Annotated in this window: 16 protein-coding genes and 1 pseudogene; 11 read left to right on the top strand and 6 right to left on the bottom strand. The window is 66.0% G+C overall.

Going from position 1 to position 15,186, the window contains the following annotated elements:
* The 3 genes from FFS27_RS15290 to FFS27_RS15280 all read left to right on the top strand — a co-directional run.
* A partial coding sequence (locus FFS27_RS15290; RefSeq protein WP_137952083.1) for a Tim44 domain-containing protein occupies positions 1-652 on the top strand: 652 nt, incomplete at its 5' end.
* A 196-nt stretch (positions 653-848) separates the two neighbouring features.
* Complete coding sequence (locus tag FFS27_RS15285; RefSeq protein ID WP_003099687.1) at positions 849-1,250, top strand: SMI1/KNR4 family protein; 402 nt, start codon at positions 849-851, stop codon at positions 1,248-1,250.
* A gap of 217 nt (positions 1,251-1,467) precedes the next feature.
* Positions 1,468-1,680 (top strand): YgdI/YgdR family lipoprotein, encoded by a 213-nt coding sequence (locus FFS27_RS15280; RefSeq protein WP_003097061.1) that lies wholly within the window; start codon positions 1,468-1,470, stop codon positions 1,678-1,680.
* A 16-nt stretch (positions 1,681-1,696) separates the two neighbouring features.
* On the opposite strand, the gene FFS27_RS15275 is transcribed toward FFS27_RS15280, so the two are convergent.
* Together FFS27_RS15275 and FFS27_RS15270 are read right to left on the bottom strand one after the other, a co-directional pair.
* Positions 1,697-2,377, bottom strand: a complete 681-nt coding sequence (locus tag FFS27_RS15275) for a GntR family transcriptional regulator (RefSeq protein ID WP_003097059.1) — start codon at positions 2,375-2,377, stop codon at positions 1,697-1,699.
* A 64-nt stretch (positions 2,378-2,441) separates the two neighbouring features.
* Positions 2,442-3,224, bottom strand: a complete 783-nt coding sequence (locus FFS27_RS15270) for an SDR family NAD(P)-dependent oxidoreductase (RefSeq protein ID WP_021263208.1) — start codon at positions 3,222-3,224, stop codon at positions 2,442-2,444.
* Between the two features lie 115 nt (positions 3,225-3,339).
* Here FFS27_RS15270 and FFS27_RS15265 point away from each other — a divergent pair, with 115 nt between their 5' ends.
* From FFS27_RS15265 to FFS27_RS15255, 3 genes are all read left to right on the top strand, one after another.
* On the top strand, positions 3,340-4,734 hold the full coding sequence (locus tag FFS27_RS15265) for an aspartate aminotransferase family protein (RefSeq protein WP_021263207.1): 1,395 nt from the start codon (positions 3,340-3,342) through the stop codon (positions 4,732-4,734).
* 1 nt (position 4,735) lies between these two features.
* Positions 4,736-6,103, top strand: a complete 1,368-nt coding sequence (locus FFS27_RS15260) for a glutamine synthetase family protein (protein ID WP_003097049.1) — start codon at positions 4,736-4,738, stop codon at positions 6,101-6,103.
* A 94-nt stretch (positions 6,104-6,197) separates the two neighbouring features.
* Complete coding sequence (locus FFS27_RS15255) at positions 6,198-6,956, top strand: SDR family NAD(P)-dependent oxidoreductase (RefSeq protein ID WP_003097046.1); 759 nt, start codon at positions 6,198-6,200, stop codon at positions 6,954-6,956.
* A gap of 47 nt (positions 6,957-7,003) precedes the next feature.
* Here the strand turns inward: FFS27_RS15255 and FFS27_RS15250 are convergent, their stop codons facing one another.
* Entirely contained in the window at positions 7,004-7,747 is a 744-nt protein-coding gene (locus FFS27_RS15250; RefSeq protein WP_021263206.1) for a hypothetical protein, read from the bottom strand.
* Between the two features lie 160 nt (positions 7,748-7,907).
* Here FFS27_RS15250 and FFS27_RS15245 point away from each other — a divergent pair, with 160 nt between their 5' ends.
* The 3 genes and pseudogenes from FFS27_RS15245 (at position 7,908) to FFS27_RS15235 (ending at position 10,755) form a co-directional block, all read left to right on the top strand.
* A complete protein-coding gene (locus FFS27_RS15245) occupies positions 7,908-8,390 on the top strand; it encodes an acyl-CoA thioesterase (RefSeq protein WP_003097040.1) in 483 nt (160 codons plus the stop codon).
* Between the two features lie 378 nt (positions 8,391-8,768).
* Positions 8,769-10,151, top strand: a pseudogene (gene ybaL, locus FFS27_RS15240) (YbaL family putative K(+) efflux transporter); the annotation flags it as partial.
* Positions 10,152-10,170: 19 nt separating this feature from the next.
* Complete coding sequence (locus FFS27_RS15235) at positions 10,171-10,755, top strand: YqaA family protein (protein WP_003097034.1); 585 nt, start codon at positions 10,171-10,173, stop codon at positions 10,753-10,755.
* A 37-nt stretch (positions 10,756-10,792) separates the two neighbouring features.
* Here FFS27_RS15235 and pdxY read toward each other — a convergent pair whose 3' ends face one another.
* Positions 10,793-11,659, bottom strand: coding sequence for a pyridoxal kinase PdxY (gene pdxY / locus FFS27_RS15230; protein WP_021263205.1), 867 nt, complete (start codon positions 11,657-11,659; stop codon positions 10,793-10,795).
* A 32-nt stretch (positions 11,660-11,691) separates the two neighbouring features.
* On the opposite strand from pdxY, the gene FFS27_RS15225 reads away from it, so the two are divergent.
* Complete coding sequence (locus FFS27_RS15225; protein ID WP_003121391.1) at positions 11,692-12,192, top strand: DUF3301 domain-containing protein; 501 nt, start codon at positions 11,692-11,694, stop codon at positions 12,190-12,192.
* A 12-nt stretch (positions 12,193-12,204) separates the two neighbouring features.
* Here FFS27_RS15225 and FFS27_RS15220 read toward each other — a convergent pair whose 3' ends face one another.
* Together FFS27_RS15220 and poxA are read right to left on the bottom strand one after the other, a co-directional pair.
* Positions 12,205-12,993 (bottom strand): OXA-50 family oxacillin-hydrolyzing class D beta-lactamase OXA-395, encoded by a 789-nt coding sequence (locus tag FFS27_RS15220; RefSeq protein WP_015649877.1) that lies wholly within the window; start codon positions 12,991-12,993, stop codon positions 12,205-12,207.
* Positions 12,994-13,064: 71 nt separating this feature from the next.
* Complete coding sequence (poxA, locus tag FFS27_RS15215) at positions 13,065-13,943, bottom strand: alpha/beta hydrolase PoxA (protein ID WP_003161097.1); 879 nt, start codon at positions 13,941-13,943, stop codon at positions 13,065-13,067.
* An 81-nt stretch (positions 13,944-14,024) separates the two neighbouring features.
* Between poxA and FFS27_RS15210 the strand changes: the two genes are divergently transcribed.
* On the top strand, positions 14,025-15,186 hold a 1,162-nt coding region (locus tag FFS27_RS15210; RefSeq protein ID WP_442962183.1), incomplete at its 3' end, for a PDC sensor domain-containing protein.

The raw sequence follows: 15,186 nt of genomic DNA, 5'->3' as shown, positions 1-15,186 counted from the left end.
AAATGTTTATAAGGGACAGCCGCTGGCCGGTATCGCCGCGGGCGGCCTGCTCGCTTCCATGTTCATGGGCGACGGCTTCGAGGGCATCCAGATGCTCGACATCCTGTTGATCGCCCTGGTGGCCTTCATCGCCTTCCGCTTCATCGCCGCTCGCCGGCGCCAGCAGAACCAGGGCCAGCCTGCAATGGCCGGGCACGCGCCGATGCAGCGCGAAATGCCGGCCCAGGCGCCGATCTTCGGTGGCGCTGCCGCCACTGTTGCGCCGAGCCCGGTGATCAACGCGCCGAGCTGGTTCAACGAGGAGCGCTTCGTCGGTGCCGCTCGCGAACACTTCATGTCCCTGCAGCAGCATTGGGATGCCAACGAGATGGACAAGATCGCCGAGTTCGTCACCCCGCAGATGTTGCAATGGCTGAAGCAGGAGCGCGCCGAGATCGGCGACGCCTACCAGTCCACCTACATCGACAATCTGGTCGTGCAACTGGACGGCGTCGACGACCAGGCCGACAAGACCATCGCCACCCTGACCTTCAGCGGTGTGTCGAAGACCTCGCGCTTCGACCAGGGCGAAGCCTTCAGCGAAAGCTGGCGGATGGAGCGCGCCCAGGGCGAGAACCAGCCATGGCTGGTGGCCGGTATCCGGCAGAACTGATCCCGAGTGGTTGCGGTCCCTTCGGGGGGCCGCCGAAACCCCCGCTCCCGCCAGGGAGCGGGGGTTTTTCATTTCCGTTGGCGGGTTGACCGACCATTCGTCCGGCGCCATGGCCGAAGGCCAGCCACGACACTTGTCTTGCGCTCGGTGCGGCTACTGTATAAAAAGCGCGCCACCCGTTGCGAGAGAGCCTGTCGTGGAAGACGTCATCGAAAAACTGCGTGAACTCAACGAACCGGTTCCGGTGCCCCTGGAACTGCCGGAAGAAGAACTGCTGGTGGAAATCGAGGAAGAGCTGCTGATCGGTATTCCCGCCGAATTCCGCGAATTCCTCCTGCTGGTCAGCGATGTGGTCTACGGCCGCCTGGAGCCGGTGACCGTGACCGATCCGCACTCGCACACCTACCTGCCCGAAGTGGCGGCCACTGCCTGGGACCTGGGCGTTCCGCGCGAGCTGATCCCGCTTTGCGAGGACGACGGCAGCTACTACTGCGTGGCGGAGGACGGCGAGGTGGTGCTCTGGGCCGATGGCGACCTCACCGATGAAAGCTGGGATTCGGTGTGGGTCTGGGCTCGCGACGTCTGGCTGGAGAGCTGAACCTGAACCGCCGCAAAGGCTCTGCAACGTGCCTTTTCGGCTGACTTCCCGACGTCGCGCGAGGCTGCCTAGAGGCCCTGCGCGCCGCCGTCGGCGCTTCGTCTCCGACAAAGCGCCGCTGCGCTAAGGAATTTCCCTCGATTGCCACGGTCACAAGGGCAATTCCGCACTTGTCGCTCCGGATGTAGGCAAGTGCGCTGCCCCGTGTGGAGATTCTATGAAGTTCAAAGCTCTGTTCGCTGCATTGCTGCTGACCAGCCTGGCGGGTTGCGCCAACCAGGCGGTGGTCACTTTGCAAGATGGCAGCGAGGTCCTGGTCAAGGATCAGTCGGATTACGACAAATACAATGACTACTACGAGTTCGAACAGCTGAATGGCGACACCATCCTGATCAAGAAGGACAATGTGCGCACCATTCGCCCGCAGTAGCGGCGCTTATCTCCCGTCAGGCGTGCTCGCCGGAGCGGTGTCGCTTTCGTGGCCGGGCCTCCAGCTCCAGGAGGTTCAGCAGGTACTGGCCGAAATAGGCCAGGTCCTGTTCGATCGCCGCGCGCGCGGCCGGGCCGTCGCCGCGGCGTAGCGCGTCCAGGGCGTCCTCGTGGAAATCGTTCAGGCGTAGGGACAGGTCGGCCTCGGTGAACAGCCGGTTGAAGAACGGCCCGACCTGTAGCCAGAGCGTCTCGATGAGACGCAGCAGCACCGGGTTGCCGCAGGCGCGGTAGAGCGTCAGGTGGAATTCGCTGTTGGCTTCCAGGTAGGCCTGTACCTCGCGTCGGCGCAAGGCGTCCTCCATTCGCCGCAGACATCCTTCGAGCCCTTCCAGTGCCTGCTCGTCCAGCCGGCCGCTGGCGCTTTCGGCCGCCAGCCCTTCGAGGGACAGGCGCACCTGGAGGATCTGCAGGAAACGTTCGCGGGTCATCAGCGGCACCCTGAGCGAGCGTTGTGCCTCGCCCTCCAGCGCCCCTTCCGCCACCAGCCGTTGCAGGGCGGCGCGAACCGGCATCGGGCTGGTTCCCCACTGGTTCGCCAGGTCGCGGATCTTCAATCGCTCGCCGGGCTGGAAACGTCCGGCCAGCAAGTCTTCCCGCAGTCGTTGGTAGAGTCGTTCCTGGAGATTCTCGGCCATGGTCAGCTCCGGGTCGCCGGTGGCGCCGGAAGCTGGGAAAGCGTCAGGCTGCAGTTGCGCATGTTCAGCTCCGTTTGTTTTCGATCAGGCAGTTGCCGCCATCCACCACCAGCAGTTCGCCGTTGACGAAGCTGGCTTCGGGCGAGGCGAGGAAGGCCACCGCGGCGGCCACCTCTTCGGGCCGGCCGGCACGTCCGCTGGGGCTGGCCAGGGCGGCCTGGCGTTCTTCGGCGGTGCTCGAGGCGGTGGCGATCCAGCCCGGCGTGACGCTGTTCACCGTGATGCCGCTCTTCGCCACCTCCAGCGCCAGGCCCATGCTCCAGCCGACCAGACCGGCCTTGGCCGCGCTATACGCGGCTTCGCCCGGGTTGCTGCCGCGGGTTCCGGTGGTGGAGGCGACGTTGACGATCCGCCCGTAGCCGCGCTCGCGCATGCCCGGCAGCAGGCCGCGGGTGAGCAGGAAAGCACTGGTCAGGTTGCGCGACAGGGACAGTTGCCAATCCCGCAGCGAGGTCGCTTCCACTGCGCTGAAGGGTTCTGCGCTGTTCAACTGGGCCATGCCGGCATTGTTCACCAGGATGTCGACCCGTCCCCACTGGGCTTCGGCCCAGTCCAGCAGACCCTGCACCTGGGCTTCGTCGGTCAGGTCGGCGCTCGCGGCGCGCACGTCGTGACCACATGCGCTCAGTTCCTCCGCTCGTTGCCTAATCCGCTCGCTGCTGGCGGTGATCAGCAGGCGCACGCCTTCGCGGGCCAGCCGCCGGGCAATGGCGAAACCGATGCCGAGTTCGCTGCCGGCGCCGCTGATGAGCGCGACCTGGCCTGTCCACTTCGGAAAATCGTTCATTTTTGTGATCACAAAATTGACATGGAAAACAGATTATCAGTGCTTTCAAATACTGTATTGACTTTTTTGTGATCACAAATGAAAGTTGTGCGAAATAAAAAACGAGGTGTTCGAAATGACCGCCAGTGGCATCGCCGAAGCCGCCGTGGAAACCTTCATGGCCCGCGAGCAGCAACGTTTCCTTGCGCAAAATCCACAGTCCGTCGCGCTCGCCGAGCGAGCCCGGCGTGCGTTGTTCGACGGCGTGCCGATGCACTGGATGAGCGATTGGTCGACACCCTGTCCGCTGTTCGTGGAGCGTGCCCACGGCGCGCGTTTCCATGATGTGGATGGCCACGTCTACGTGGACTTCTGCCTGGGCGACACCGGCAGCATGTTCGGTCATTCTCCGGCGCCGATCGCCCGGGCGCTCGCCGAGCAGGGCGCGAACGGCCTGACCACCATGCTTCCGGGGGAGGATGCCATCGTCGCAGGCGAGCTGCTGGCGCAGCGCTTCGGCCTGCCGTTCTGGCAGGTAGCGACCACCGCCACCGACGCCAACCGCTTCGTCCTGCGCTGGGCGCGCGCGATCACCGGTCGCAAGGTGGTGTTGGTATTCGACGGCTGCTACCACGGCACGGTCGACGACACCCTGGTTCGCTGCCGCGACGGCCGCACCGTGCATCGCTCCGGCCTGCTCGGCCAGGCCCACGACCTCACCCAGTTCAGCCGCGCGGTGCCGTTCAACGACCTCCAGGCCCTGGAGCGGGCGCTGGCCAGCGAAGACGTGGCCGCCGTGCTCTGCGAGCCGGCGATGACCAACATCGGCATGGTCCTGCCGCAACCCGGCTTCCACCAGAAGCTGCGCGAGCTGACCCGTCGTCACGGCACGCTGCTGATCATCGACGAGACCCACACCATCTCCATCGGACCAGGCGGCTGTACCCGCGCCTGGAAACTCGAGCCGGACTTCATCACCCTCGGCAAGCCGATCGCCGGCGGCGTACCGTGCTCGGTGTATGGTTGCAGCGCGGCGATGGCCAACGCCATGCAACTGGCCAGGGCACGCGCCAGCGAGCAGAGCGAAGGCCACGGCCACAGCGGCATGGGTACCACGCTGTCGGCCAACGCCCTGGCGATGCGCTGTATGCGCGCCAACCTGGAAGAGGTGATGACCGATGCCGCCTACGCCCACATGCTGCCCCTGGCGGCGCGTCTGGCCGAGGGCTTCCGCAGGATTATCCACAAGCACGGCCTGGCCTGGTCGGTGACCGAGCTCGGTGCGCGCAGCGAGTTCCAGTTCTGCCCGCAATCCCCACGCGACGGCGCGGCCGCCGAGGCGGCGTTCCACGACAGCCTGCAGATGGCCTTGCACCTGTATCTGATCAACCGCGGCATCCTCATCACGCCGTTCCACAACATGACCCTGTGTTGCCCGGACACTCGCGAAGAAGACGTCGACCGCCTGCTCTCCAGCCTCGACGAGGCGCTCGGCGAGCTGCTCGCCATACCCGGCGCGCGGGAGGCCTGAGATGCATTTCGCCGATCCGCGGGAAGCCCGCGAGTTCCTCGCCGCACACCCCGAGGTGCGCAGCATCGAGCTGTTCCTGATCGACGCCAACGGCGTGCCGCGCGGCAAGCTGCTGCATCGCGACGAGCTGCTGGCGGTCTACGAAAGCGGGCGGCCGCTGCCGAGCACCATCCTCGGCCTGACCATCAATGGCGATGACGTCGAGGAGACCGGCCTGGTCTGGGACGTCGGCGATGCCGATTGCTGGACCTTCCCGCTGCCCGGCAGCCTGACCCTGCAACCCTGGCGGCGGTCACCGACCGGACAGGTGCAGGTCAGCATGCATCCCGAGTTCGGGCTACCGGCCGCGGCGGGCGATCCCCGGCATGTGCTGCAGCGGGTTATCCACAGCCTGCAGGCGGAGGGTTTCCACCCGGTGATGGCGGTGGAACTGGAGTTCTACCTGCTCGACCGCGAACGCGACAGCGACGGCCGGCCGTTGCCGGCGTTGCAGATGAATGGCCAGCGGCCGCGGGCGACCCAGGTCTATGGCGTCTACGAGCTGGAGCAGTTGCAGCCATTCCTCGATGACTTGTATGCCGCCTGCGAGGCCCAGGGCCTGCCGGCGCGCACGGCGATCTCGGAGTACGCGCCGGGGCAGGTGGAGATTACCCTGCAGCACCGCTTCGACGCGCTCCAGGCAATCGACGAAGGCGTGCGCTACAAGCGCCTGGTCAAGGGTGTGGCGAATCGCCATGGGTTGCAGGCCTGCTTTATGGCCAAGCCGTTCGCCGATCTATCCGGCAACGGCCTGCACCTGCACGTCAGCCTGGCCGACGCCGCTGGCAACAATCTGTTCGCCAGCGAGGACCCGGCCGGGACCCCGCTGTTGCGCCAGGCCATCGGTGGAATGAAGGCGTGCCTGCTGGAGTCTTTGGCGCTGTTCTGTCCGAACGCCAACTCGTTCCGCCGCTTCCAGGCGAACAGCTACGCGCCGCTGGCGCCGACCTGGGGAATCAACAACCGCACCGTGTCGCTGCGGGTTCCCGGCGGCCCGCCGTCCAGCCGGCACATCGAGCACCGCATCTGCGGCGCCGACGCCAATCCCTACCTGGCGGCGGCGGCGTTGCTCGCGGCGGTGCGCCTGGGTATTCGCGAGCGACTCGACCCCGGTGCGCCGATCACTGGCAACGGCTACGCTCAAGCCACCCAGGCGTTGCCGAGCGACTGGCTGACCGCGCTGCGCGCGCTGGAGGGCTCGGCCTGGGCGCGCGAGGCGCTCGGCGAGGATTTCCTGAAGATCTACCTGGCGATCAAGCAGGCCGAATACCGTGCCTTCATGGGCGAGGTCGGCGAGCAGGACTGGCGCTGGTATCTCAACCAGGCCTGAATGAACGGCTGCCGGCGTTGCCGGTCAGTCATTGAAGCGGGCGGCCGATTGGCCGTCGGTGTTTTCCACGCGGCACAGGAGTAAGGAAAAGCAGATGAGCACGCCCGTCGTTCTTATCACTGGTGCAGCCGGCGGCTTGGGCCGGGCAATCGCCAAGCGTTTCGCCCAGAGTCATTGGCGCATCGCCGCCACGGATGTGGATAAGGAGGGCCTGCACGCGCTGAACGCGCAGGTGCCGTTGGACGCCAGCGGGGTCGCCGACCTGCGCAGCGCGGATAACTGCCATACCCTGATGTCGAAGATTCTCGCCCGTACCGGACGTCTCGACGCCCTGGTGAATGCCGCGGGCGTCTGGCGCGAGGGGCCTGTGGAAAACTTCACCGAGGAGGATTTCGACCTGGTCCTGGGAGTCAACCTCAAGGCCTCCTTCTACATGTGTCAGGCCGCGATACCCTACCTGAAGGAAAACCAGGGCAGCATCGTCAACATCTCCAGCGACTCCGGACGCCAGGCCTACCGGGGGTCGGCGGCGTATTGCGCGAGCAAGGCGGCGCTGACCATGCTGAGCAAGACCCTCGCGCTGGAACTGGCCGAGCAGGGCGTGCGGGTCAACGCCGTGTCGCCGGCGGATATCGCCACGCCGATGCTCGACTACCAGGCCGAACGCTATGGGATGGGCAATCCGGATGGCTACAAGCGCGCGCTGCTGAAGGATTATCCACAGGGCAAGGCGGCACGCTTCATCCGCCCGGAAGAAGTCGCCGAGCTGGTCTGGTATCTCTGCGGCCCTCAGGCCGAAGCGATCACGGGCGCCGACCTGGCGGTGGACTTCGGCCTGTCCGCTGGCCGCTGAGTGGATTTTCCACGGGTCGCTCCGCTGGAGCGGCCTGTGGAAAAGTTTCAGTCGTCCCTGGCCTGACTGGATATCTTCACCCAGTTACCGGCGGCGGCGATGCCCATGCCGCCGTAACCCTGGCAGTCCCCGCCAAGGCTCTCCACCACTCGCAGGTCGATGCCTTCCTGCCATACCAGCAGGCTGCAGCCGGCGCCCAGGCCTTCGCTGCGCAGTCGGTAGAGGGCGCCTTGCCCCTCCAGCCGACCGGACAACTCGCCGACCGCCGCGGGCCCATATTCCATCAGTTTCTCCGGATTGCCGATGCGCATCAGGGCGAAGCTCGCCTGGTAGCTGCCCTTCACCGGTTCGATCTGCAGGCTTTCCCATTCGGCCTGCCCGGCGTAGCGCAGGTAGTGCCCGGCGAGGCCCTGGAGGGACGGATAGTCGACTTTCAGGGCAACCTGTTCCAGGTTGTGGCGCGTGGCCTTGCCGCTGTAGCCGCGATCCAGCGCCAGGTTCATCCAGGCGCGGGCGCGTCCCGGTTGCCCGGCCTTGAGGCTGGTCAGCGCGAGATTGTTCAGCGCCTGTTCCGAGTCGGCTCCGCCCTGTTCCTGGCGCTCGGCCAGACGCAATTGCCAGGCGAAGGCGTCCAGCGCCTGTGGATAACTCCCCTGTCGATAAGCCTGGGTGCCGCGCGTGTTGCATTCCGCGGCTGTGGCGCAGGGCGTATCCTCGGCCTGGATGGCAGCGGCACCGATGCCGGCAAGCACGGCCAGGGCCAGGAGAAGGATGCGAATGGCGGCAGGCATTGGCGCGATTCCCGGTGGAAAAGGGCCAGTCTAGAAAAGCCCGCGGATGTCTGCACGACCCGGCGCGATTTCGATCATGACGATTGAAAATTTGTGGCCGCTGCCGTCTTCGTTTGCGTCTATGGTGTCCCCCGCCCGTCCTGATGAGAGAAAAAGCGCTATGCAACCCGGAAACAACCAACTGTCGATGACCGTGCTGATGACCCCGGACATGGCCAATTTCTCCGGCAATGTCCATGGCGGTACCCTCCTGAAGTATCTCGACGAAGTCGCCTATGCATGCGCCAGTCGCTATGCCGGTCGCTACGTGGTGACCCTGTCGGTGGATCAGGTGATCTTCCGCGAGCCGGTGCATGTCGGCGAACTGGTGACCTTCCTCGCTTCGGTCAACTACACCGGGCGGACTTCCATGGAGATCGGCGTCAAGGTCATCACCGAAAACATCCGCGAGCAGTCCGTGCGTCATACCAACAGCTGTTTCTTCACCATGGTCGCCCTGGATGACGAGCGCAAGCCGGTGGCCGTCCGTCCGCTGGAGTTGGAAACCGCCGAGCAGAAGCGCCGCTTCGCCCAGGCCCAGCAACGCCGCCAGCTGCGCGCGGAGCTGGAGGCCCGCTACCAGGCGATTCGCGAAGACGGTTGAAGAAGGCTGCCGGTGTCCGGTCGAGCCCGCTTCGGACCTGATGCCGTTTCGCGAATTTTCGCAGCTTTTCATAAGAAAACGCAGAAGTTTGCCTCTGCTGGCGTCAATTCCTGACATTTCTTGATAAGAAACCGGCGTGCCTGTTAAAACTCCAGCAACGTCAACGGGTTAACCTGTCGGTATCGCGCCGGGTTTCGCCAGGAACCATAGCCGCCGTCGGGTCGCTCGAATGCCATGGGCCGGTCGCTCTGCCCGGCTCCGTTGGCGGAAAACCTTTCCGCCTTGCCGTCACGGGCGCGGGTCCGTGATCCATTTCGAACGTCGTCGTCCGCCGGCCAGGCCGCGGAGGACGCGTTCCCCGTGTTGCCGGGAGTCCTGATGCACCATACGCCGTTACTCACCACACTCGCCGCGGGGTTCGTCCTCGCCTTCCTCTTCGGGGCCCTGGCCAATCGCCTGCGCATTTCGCCGCTGGTCGGCTACTTGCTCGCAGGTGTTCTGGCCGGGCCGTTCACTCCCGGTTATGTCGCCGACCAGGCGCTGTCGCAGGAAATCGCCGAACTCGGCGTGATCCTGCTGATGTTCGGCGTCGGCCTGCACTTCTCGCTCAAGGACCTGCTCTCGGTGAAGGCCATTGCCATTCCCGGGGCGCTGGTGCAGATCGGCGTCGCCACGCTGCTTGGCATCGGCCTGGCCAAGCTGCTCGGCTGGAGCTTCGGCGGCGGCCTGGTATTCGGCCTGAGCCTGTCGGTGGCCAGTACCGTGGTGCTGTTGCGCGCCCTGGAGCAGCGCCAGTTGCTGGACACCAAGCGTGGCAGGATCGCCATCGGCTGGCTGATCGTCGAGGACCTGGCGATGGTCCTGACCCTGGTACTCCTGCCGGCGCTCGCCGGCACCCTCGGCGGCAAGACCGACGGCGGCGAAGCCGGTCTGCTCTGGCCGCTGCTGATTACTCTGGGCAAGGTCGCCGCCTTCGTCGCCCTGATGATCTTCGGCGGTCGCCGGGTGGTGCCCTGGGTGCTGGAGAGGATCGCCGCCAGCGGTTCGCGGGAACTCTTCACCCTGGCCGTGCTGGCCATCGCCCTGGGCATCGCCTATGGCTCGGCGGTGCTGTTCGGGGTGTCCTTCGCGCTAGGCGCCTTCTTCGCCGGGATGATCCTCAACGAGTCCGAACTCAGCCACGAGGCGGCGGAGAACTCGTTGCCGCTGCGCGACGCTTTCGCGGTGTTGTTCTTCGTTTCGGTGGGGATGCTGTTCAATCCGATGATCCTGTTGCAGGAGCCGCTGACGGTCCTGGCCACCTTCCTGGTCATCGTCTTCGGCAAGTCGGTGGCCGCCTACCTGATCGTCCGCGCTTTCGGCCATCCGAACAGCACCGCACTGGTGATCGCCGCCAGCCTGGCGCAGATCGGCGAGTTTTCCTTCATTCTCATCGGCCTGGGCATTGGCCTCGAACTGGTGCCGGAGCAGAGCCGCGACCTGGTGCTGGCCGGGGCGATCCTGTCGATCCTGGTCAATCCGCTGCTGTTCATCGCCATCGATCGCCTGCAGCAACGCAAGGAGCAGCGCCTGGCGGAGGCCGCTGGCGGGGTTCGCGAGATGCCGGCGCAGGACCTGCCGCCGCCGATCCTGGAGCGCGAGCATGCGGTGCTGATCGGTCATGGCCGGGTTGGCGGGTTGGTCAGCGCTCGCCTGCGCGCCGCCGGGACGCCCTTCGTGGTGGTGGTGGACAAGCGTGACAAGGCCGACGAACTGCGCGAGCTGCCGCAGTCGGCCTGACATGTTGCGCCGTCTCTACGACTGGACCCTGCGCCTGGCCGGCCATCCCCGCGCGGAGCTGGCCCTGGGCGGGGTGACCTTCGCCGAAAGCTCGTTCTTCCCGATTCCGCCGGACGCCTTGCTGGTGCCGATGGTCCTGGCCAACCGGGCCAAGGCCTGGCGCTACGCGACGATCTGCGCGATCAGCTCGGTGCTGGGCGGCATCGCCGGCTATTTCATCGGCTTGCTGCTGTTCGAGAGCGTGGCCATGCCGATCCTGGCGTTCTACGGCTTGCTGGAGAACTTCGAACAGGTCGCCGAACGCTACAACGAACTGGGCTGGCTGATGGTGCTGCTGGGCGGCGGCTTCACGCCGCTGCCGTACAAGGTGATCACCATTACCAGCGGAGTGACCCAGCTCGACCTCTGGCTGTTCGTCGGCCTCAGCCTTGTCGCCCGCAGCCTGCGCTTCGCCGCTACCTGCGCTTTGCTGTTCTGGGCTGGCCCACGCCTGAAGACCCTGATCGAGCGGCGCCTGGGCATGGCTTTCGTGCTGATGGCGGTGATGGTGGTCGGTGGGTTGATGCTGGGGAAATACGTTCTTTGAGCTGCCTGTGGATGATTTTCACCCACTGGGATGGAGACTAAAGGCGCACTGCGTCGAAACGAACCCTTGGGTGTGCGATCCGATCCTGCGCCCGCACCAGCTCCAGCTCGTAGCTGCCGCAGGCCTGGGTTTCCAGCAGCACTTCATGGACCGCGGCGCCGGTGAATTCGAAGGCGTTACGCAGGTCGTCGCCGAGCAGCAGGCGAGAGAGGAACAGCCCCGAGGCCAGGTCGCCGACCCCGACCGGTTGCCGCGGGAAGGCCAGCAGCGGGCGTTGCAGGTGCCAGGCCTGATCGGCGGCCACCAGCAGCATCTCGAAGGTGTCGCCGGACTTGCCCGGATAGTTCAGGTGCTTTACCAGGATTGCCCTGGGACCGCGTGCCAGCAGGCTCCGTGCCATTTCCACGCAGTCGGCGAGGGAGTTCGGCTGGCGGTCGCAGAAGCTGTCCAGCTCCAACTGGTTGGGGCACAGATAGTCGGCGACCGCGGCGGCTTCTTCCAGCAGGAAGTCGCTGACTTCCGGGGCCACGATGCAGCCTTTTTCCGGGTGGCCCATGACCGGGTCGCAGAGGTACAACGCCCGAGGGTTGGCCTGTTTGATCCGTGCCACCACATCGAGAATGGCGCGGCCCTGGGCGGCGCTGCCGAGATAGCCGGACAGCACCGCGTCGCAGTTGCCCAGTTCGCCGATGCCGGCAATACCGTCCACCAGTGCCGGAATCTGCTCCGGCGGCAGCACCTGCCCGGTCCATCGACCGTACTGGGTGTGGTTGGAGAATTGCACCGTGTTCAACGGCCAGACGTTGATTCCGATGCGCTGCATCGGGAACACCGCCGCGGCATTGCCGGCGTGGCCGAAGACCACATGGGACTGGATGGCGAGCAGGTGGGGCGTACGTGGCATGAGACGACTTCCTACAGCTGAGTCGGCGCAGTATGGGGGCTAATTCACATGGCGAAAACACCCCCCACTCGCTGCCTGCCGGGAGAACGGGTAAGCTGGCCGTCCCCCTACACCGGATTCCGCTCGTGACCCTGGGTAACCTTTTCGTCATGCTCCTGTTGGGCGCCGCCGCAGCCTGGTGGTGGCGCGCCCATGGCGTGCGCGAGCGGGCGTTGCTGCTGGCCAAGCAGCATTGCGCCAAGCAGGGCGTGGAACTGCTCGACGAGAATGTCGCGCGCCGGCGCCTGCGCCTGGCCCGTGACCACCGTGGTCAGTGGCGGCTGAGCCGCGAGTTCGGTTTCGAATTCACCGTCAGCGGCGAGGAACGCTACGCCGGGCGCATCGTCATGTATGGCTATCACCTCGGCGCCATCGAATTGGCCCCGCATCGCTTCGAGGCGGCCGCCGAGGTCGACAACCCGCCGGTGCATAGCGCCGAGGTGATTCGCCTCGACGAGTGGCGGCAGTCCCGGCAGAAAAAGGTCGGCGACTGAGGCGGCAGAGCGTCAGGGCAGTATCCCGAGAGCCTTGAGACTGGCCTTGCCCAGTTCGACGCGCTTGCCGATGTCGGCCTCGCCGCCGGGCATGTCGATGTTCAGGGCGAAGCCGTAGAGCCGCTCGTTGCGCTTCACCCAGCCCACCCACCAGCCGAGTTCCGGCGTGCAGTCGAAGCACCAGCCGGTCTTGCCGTGCAGCTCCCAGCCCGGGCCGCTTTCCAGCAGGGTCATGGCGCGCACGGTGGACTGCACCGGGGCGGGGAATGGCAATTCTCCCTGCGCCAGTCGGAGCAGAAAGCGGGTCTGTTCCATCGCGCTGATCTTCAGCGGTCCCACCAACCAGAAGTTATCCACAACCTGGCCGATTTCCGCGTTGCCGTAACCCAGGCGCGAGACATTGGCGCGCATCCGCTCCAGGCCGATGCGTCGCGCCAGTTCCTGGTAGACCGGTACGTTCGATGCCTTGATCGCGTCGCGCAGGCTCATGTCGTGCTCCCAGGCCTTGAAGCGCTGGGGCTTGCCGCCATAGGGAAGAACCTCGTCGGCGGATTTAACCGCCCCTGTGGATAAGCCAATCAGGCTGTTCGCCACCTTGTAGGTGGAGGCAGGAACGAAGCGAGTTTCCGCGCGCTCCCGGTCATGGCCGACATAGCGCTGCCGCTGCACATCGTAGAGGACGAAGGTGCCTTTCACCCCGGCCGCGCCGAATAGCTTGTCCACGGCCTGGCTGTCGTTCCATTCGCTGGCCTGGGCATGCCCGGAGAGCAGGAGAAGGGCGCTGAAGAGGAGAGGGCGCATGGCTCGGTCCTGTGGGGGTCATCCTCCCTGGGACCGATGGATGAGCGCCGGATTCCCCACGGAAGGAGCGTTCATGGATTGGGCAGGAGAAAGTCGCGTACGCGTTCGGCGGCATCGGCCGGGTCTTCCTGCATGAAGCAGTGGCCGCCGACCACCGCGTGGGCGCTGACCTGGGGGTTGAGCGAGCACCAGCGCGCCACCGACTTGGCGACGAAAGGGTAGGTGCGGTCACCGTAGAGCACGCGGGTCGGCGTGGTGATCTTGTCCAGCGACGGCCACAGCCGCCTGGGGAAGGAGCTGAAGATCTCCGCTTCGCGGCTTGGCCGGCACTTCAGCTCGACTCCGCCGTCGCTCTCCTTCAGCGCATATTCCACGTAGGCCCACAGCGCCTCGTCGGTCCAGCCCTTGAAGATACCGCGGCCGCGCAAGCCGGCGTAGGCGGCTGCGCGATCGGGCCACTGGCTGCGGCGCAGGCGCGCCTTCTTCGCCAGGCTGCCGCGCAATTGCAGGCCGAGGGTCTCGGAAAGTGCCATCACGCCGATCATCGCCGGGGTGAACAGTACCGGGTCGAGCAGCACGGCGCGGGCGAACAGGGTGGGATGGCGGGCCAGGACGAGGCTGCTGAGGACGCCGCCGAAGCTGTGCCCGCAGGCCAGTCGCTGGACATCGCCATAGGGACCGCGCCCGGCCTCGAAGGCCTCCACCGCCATCTCGGCGTTGCGGTTCCAGCCGTGGAAGCGGCCGCCGTGGTCGCTTTCGCCGTGGCCCTGGATGTCGCACAGCCAGAGGTCGAAATCCTCCGCCAACAGACGCAGCATCGGTTCGTAGGTGCGGCCGCAGAAGCCGTTGCCATGGAGGAAATGCAGCAACGGCTTGCCGCTCGGTTCGCTGCGCCAGCCGCGCAGGGTGAAACCGGCCGAGCAAGAATGGGACCAGGGGGATAGCGACATGGGCAGACTCCTCGTACGGCGCGCAGTGTAACCGGGCGCCGTGCTATCGTCGCCGCTTCCCGCCGCCGTTTCGATCCGCCGATGTCCTTGTCCCGTCCGCTGCGCCTGTTCCTGCTGTTGCTGCCGCTGCTCGGCGGCCTGCTGCTGTCCATGGACTGGGCGGGTCGCCAGGCGCGGCAGCAGGCGCTACGCGCCGAGGGCGAACAGGTGCGCAAGCAGCTGGACCTCTACGCCGGCTCGCTGCAGACCCTGATCGAACGCTTCCGCAGCCTGCCGGCGGTACTGGCGCTGGATCCGGATCTGCGCGCGGCGCTGGCCGGGCCGATCGACGGCGAGTTGCAGCAGCGCCTCAACCTCAAGCTGGAAAGCATCAACCTGGCCGCCCGCTCCTCCACCCTGGAGCTGCTCGACCGTACCGGGCTGGCCGTGGCGGCGAGCAACTGGAACCTGCCGACCAGCTACGTGGGCCACAACTACGGTTTCCGTCCCTATTTCCGCCAGACCATCGCCCAAGGCTCCGGACGTTTCTATGCGGTCGGGGTGATCAGCGGGATTCCCGGTTATTTCCTGTCCCACGCGGTGCGCGCCGAGGACGGCAGCTTCCTGGGCGCAATCGTGGTCAAGCTGGAGTTTCCCGATCTGGAACGGCAGTGGAACCAGACCCCCGACCTGGTCCTGGCCAGCGACGCCAAGGGCATCGTGTTCCTCGCCAACCACGCCGGCTGGCGCTACCGCGAACTGGAACCGCTGGATACCGTGGACCGCTTCGAACTGGCGGAGACCCGGCAATACGATCGCCAGCCCCTGACACCCCTGCGCCACCAGACCTTGCGCAGCTACGGCGAAGACAGCCGTCTGGCGCGGGTGGAAAGCGCCGACGGCGAGAAGGACTACCTCTGGCAATCGCTGGACCTGCCCAACGACGGCTGGACCCTGCACTTGCTGCGCGACACCGCGAGCATCCAGGACGACGTCGCCACCGCGCGCCTGGCCGCCGCCGGCACCTGGCTGGCGCTGGTCTTCCTCGGCTTGTTCCTGCACCAGCGCTGGCGTATCGCCCGCCTGCGGCAACGTAGCCGGGAGGAGCTGGAGCGCCTGGTCGAGCAGCGCACCGCCGACCTGCGTACCGCGCTGGCAACGCTGGCGAAATGTTCGAAGAGCAGCGGGATGTCCTCGCGACGCTCGCGGATCGGCGGCAGGCGCAGCTCAGCGACGTTCAGGCGATACACCAGGTCCTCGCGGA

This window comes from Pseudomonas sp. 2VD (assembly GCF_005503585.1).
GTDB lineage: Bacteria > Pseudomonadota > Gammaproteobacteria > Pseudomonadales > Pseudomonadaceae > Pseudomonas > Pseudomonas aeruginosa.
This window is presented reverse-complemented; position numbering and strand designations above follow the sequence as displayed.

Coding starts and splice junctions, on each gene's coding strand:
- FFS27_RS15260 (WP_003097049.1), top strand. CDS start 4,736: ATGCATTTCGCCGATCCGCGGGAAGCCCGCGAGTTCCTCGCCGCACAC.
- FFS27_RS15275 (WP_003097059.1), bottom strand. CDS start 2,377: ATGGCCGAGAATCTCCAGGAACGACTCTACCAACGACTGCGGGAAGAC.
- FFS27_RS15255 (WP_003097046.1), top strand. CDS start 6,198: ATGAGCACGCCCGTCGTTCTTATCACTGGTGCAGCCGGCGGCTTGGGC.
- FFS27_RS15265 (WP_021263207.1), top strand. CDS start 3,340: ATGACCGCCAGTGGCATCGCCGAAGCCGCCGTGGAAACCTTCATGGCC.
- FFS27_RS15245 (WP_003097040.1), top strand. CDS start 7,908: ATGCAACCCGGAAACAACCAACTGTCGATGACCGTGCTGATGACCCCG.
- FFS27_RS15235 (WP_003097034.1), top strand. CDS start 10,171: ATGTTGCGCCGTCTCTACGACTGGACCCTGCGCCTGGCCGGCCATCCC.
- pdxY (WP_021263205.1), bottom strand. CDS start 11,659: ATGCCACGTACGCCCCACCTGCTCGCCATCCAGTCCCATGTGGTCTTC.
- FFS27_RS15220 (WP_015649877.1), bottom strand. CDS start 12,993: ATGCGCCCTCTCCTCTTCAGCGCCCTTCTCCTGCTCTCCGGGCATGCC.
- FFS27_RS15270 (WP_021263208.1), bottom strand. CDS start 3,224: ATGAACGATTTTCCGAAGTGGACAGGCCAGGTCGCGCTCATCAGCGGC.
- FFS27_RS15225 (WP_003121391.1), top strand. CDS start 11,692: ATGGGGGCTAATTCACATGGCGAAAACACCCCCCACTCGCTGCCTGCC.
- FFS27_RS15280 (WP_003097061.1), top strand. CDS start 1,468: ATGAAGTTCAAAGCTCTGTTCGCTGCATTGCTGCTGACCAGCCTGGCG.
- FFS27_RS15250 (WP_021263206.1), bottom strand. CDS start 7,747: ATGCCTGCCGCCATTCGCATCCTTCTCCTGGCCCTGGCCGTGCTTGCC.
- poxA (WP_003161097.1), bottom strand. CDS start 13,943: ATGTCGCTATCCCCCTGGTCCCATTCTTGCTCGGCCGGTTTCACCCTG.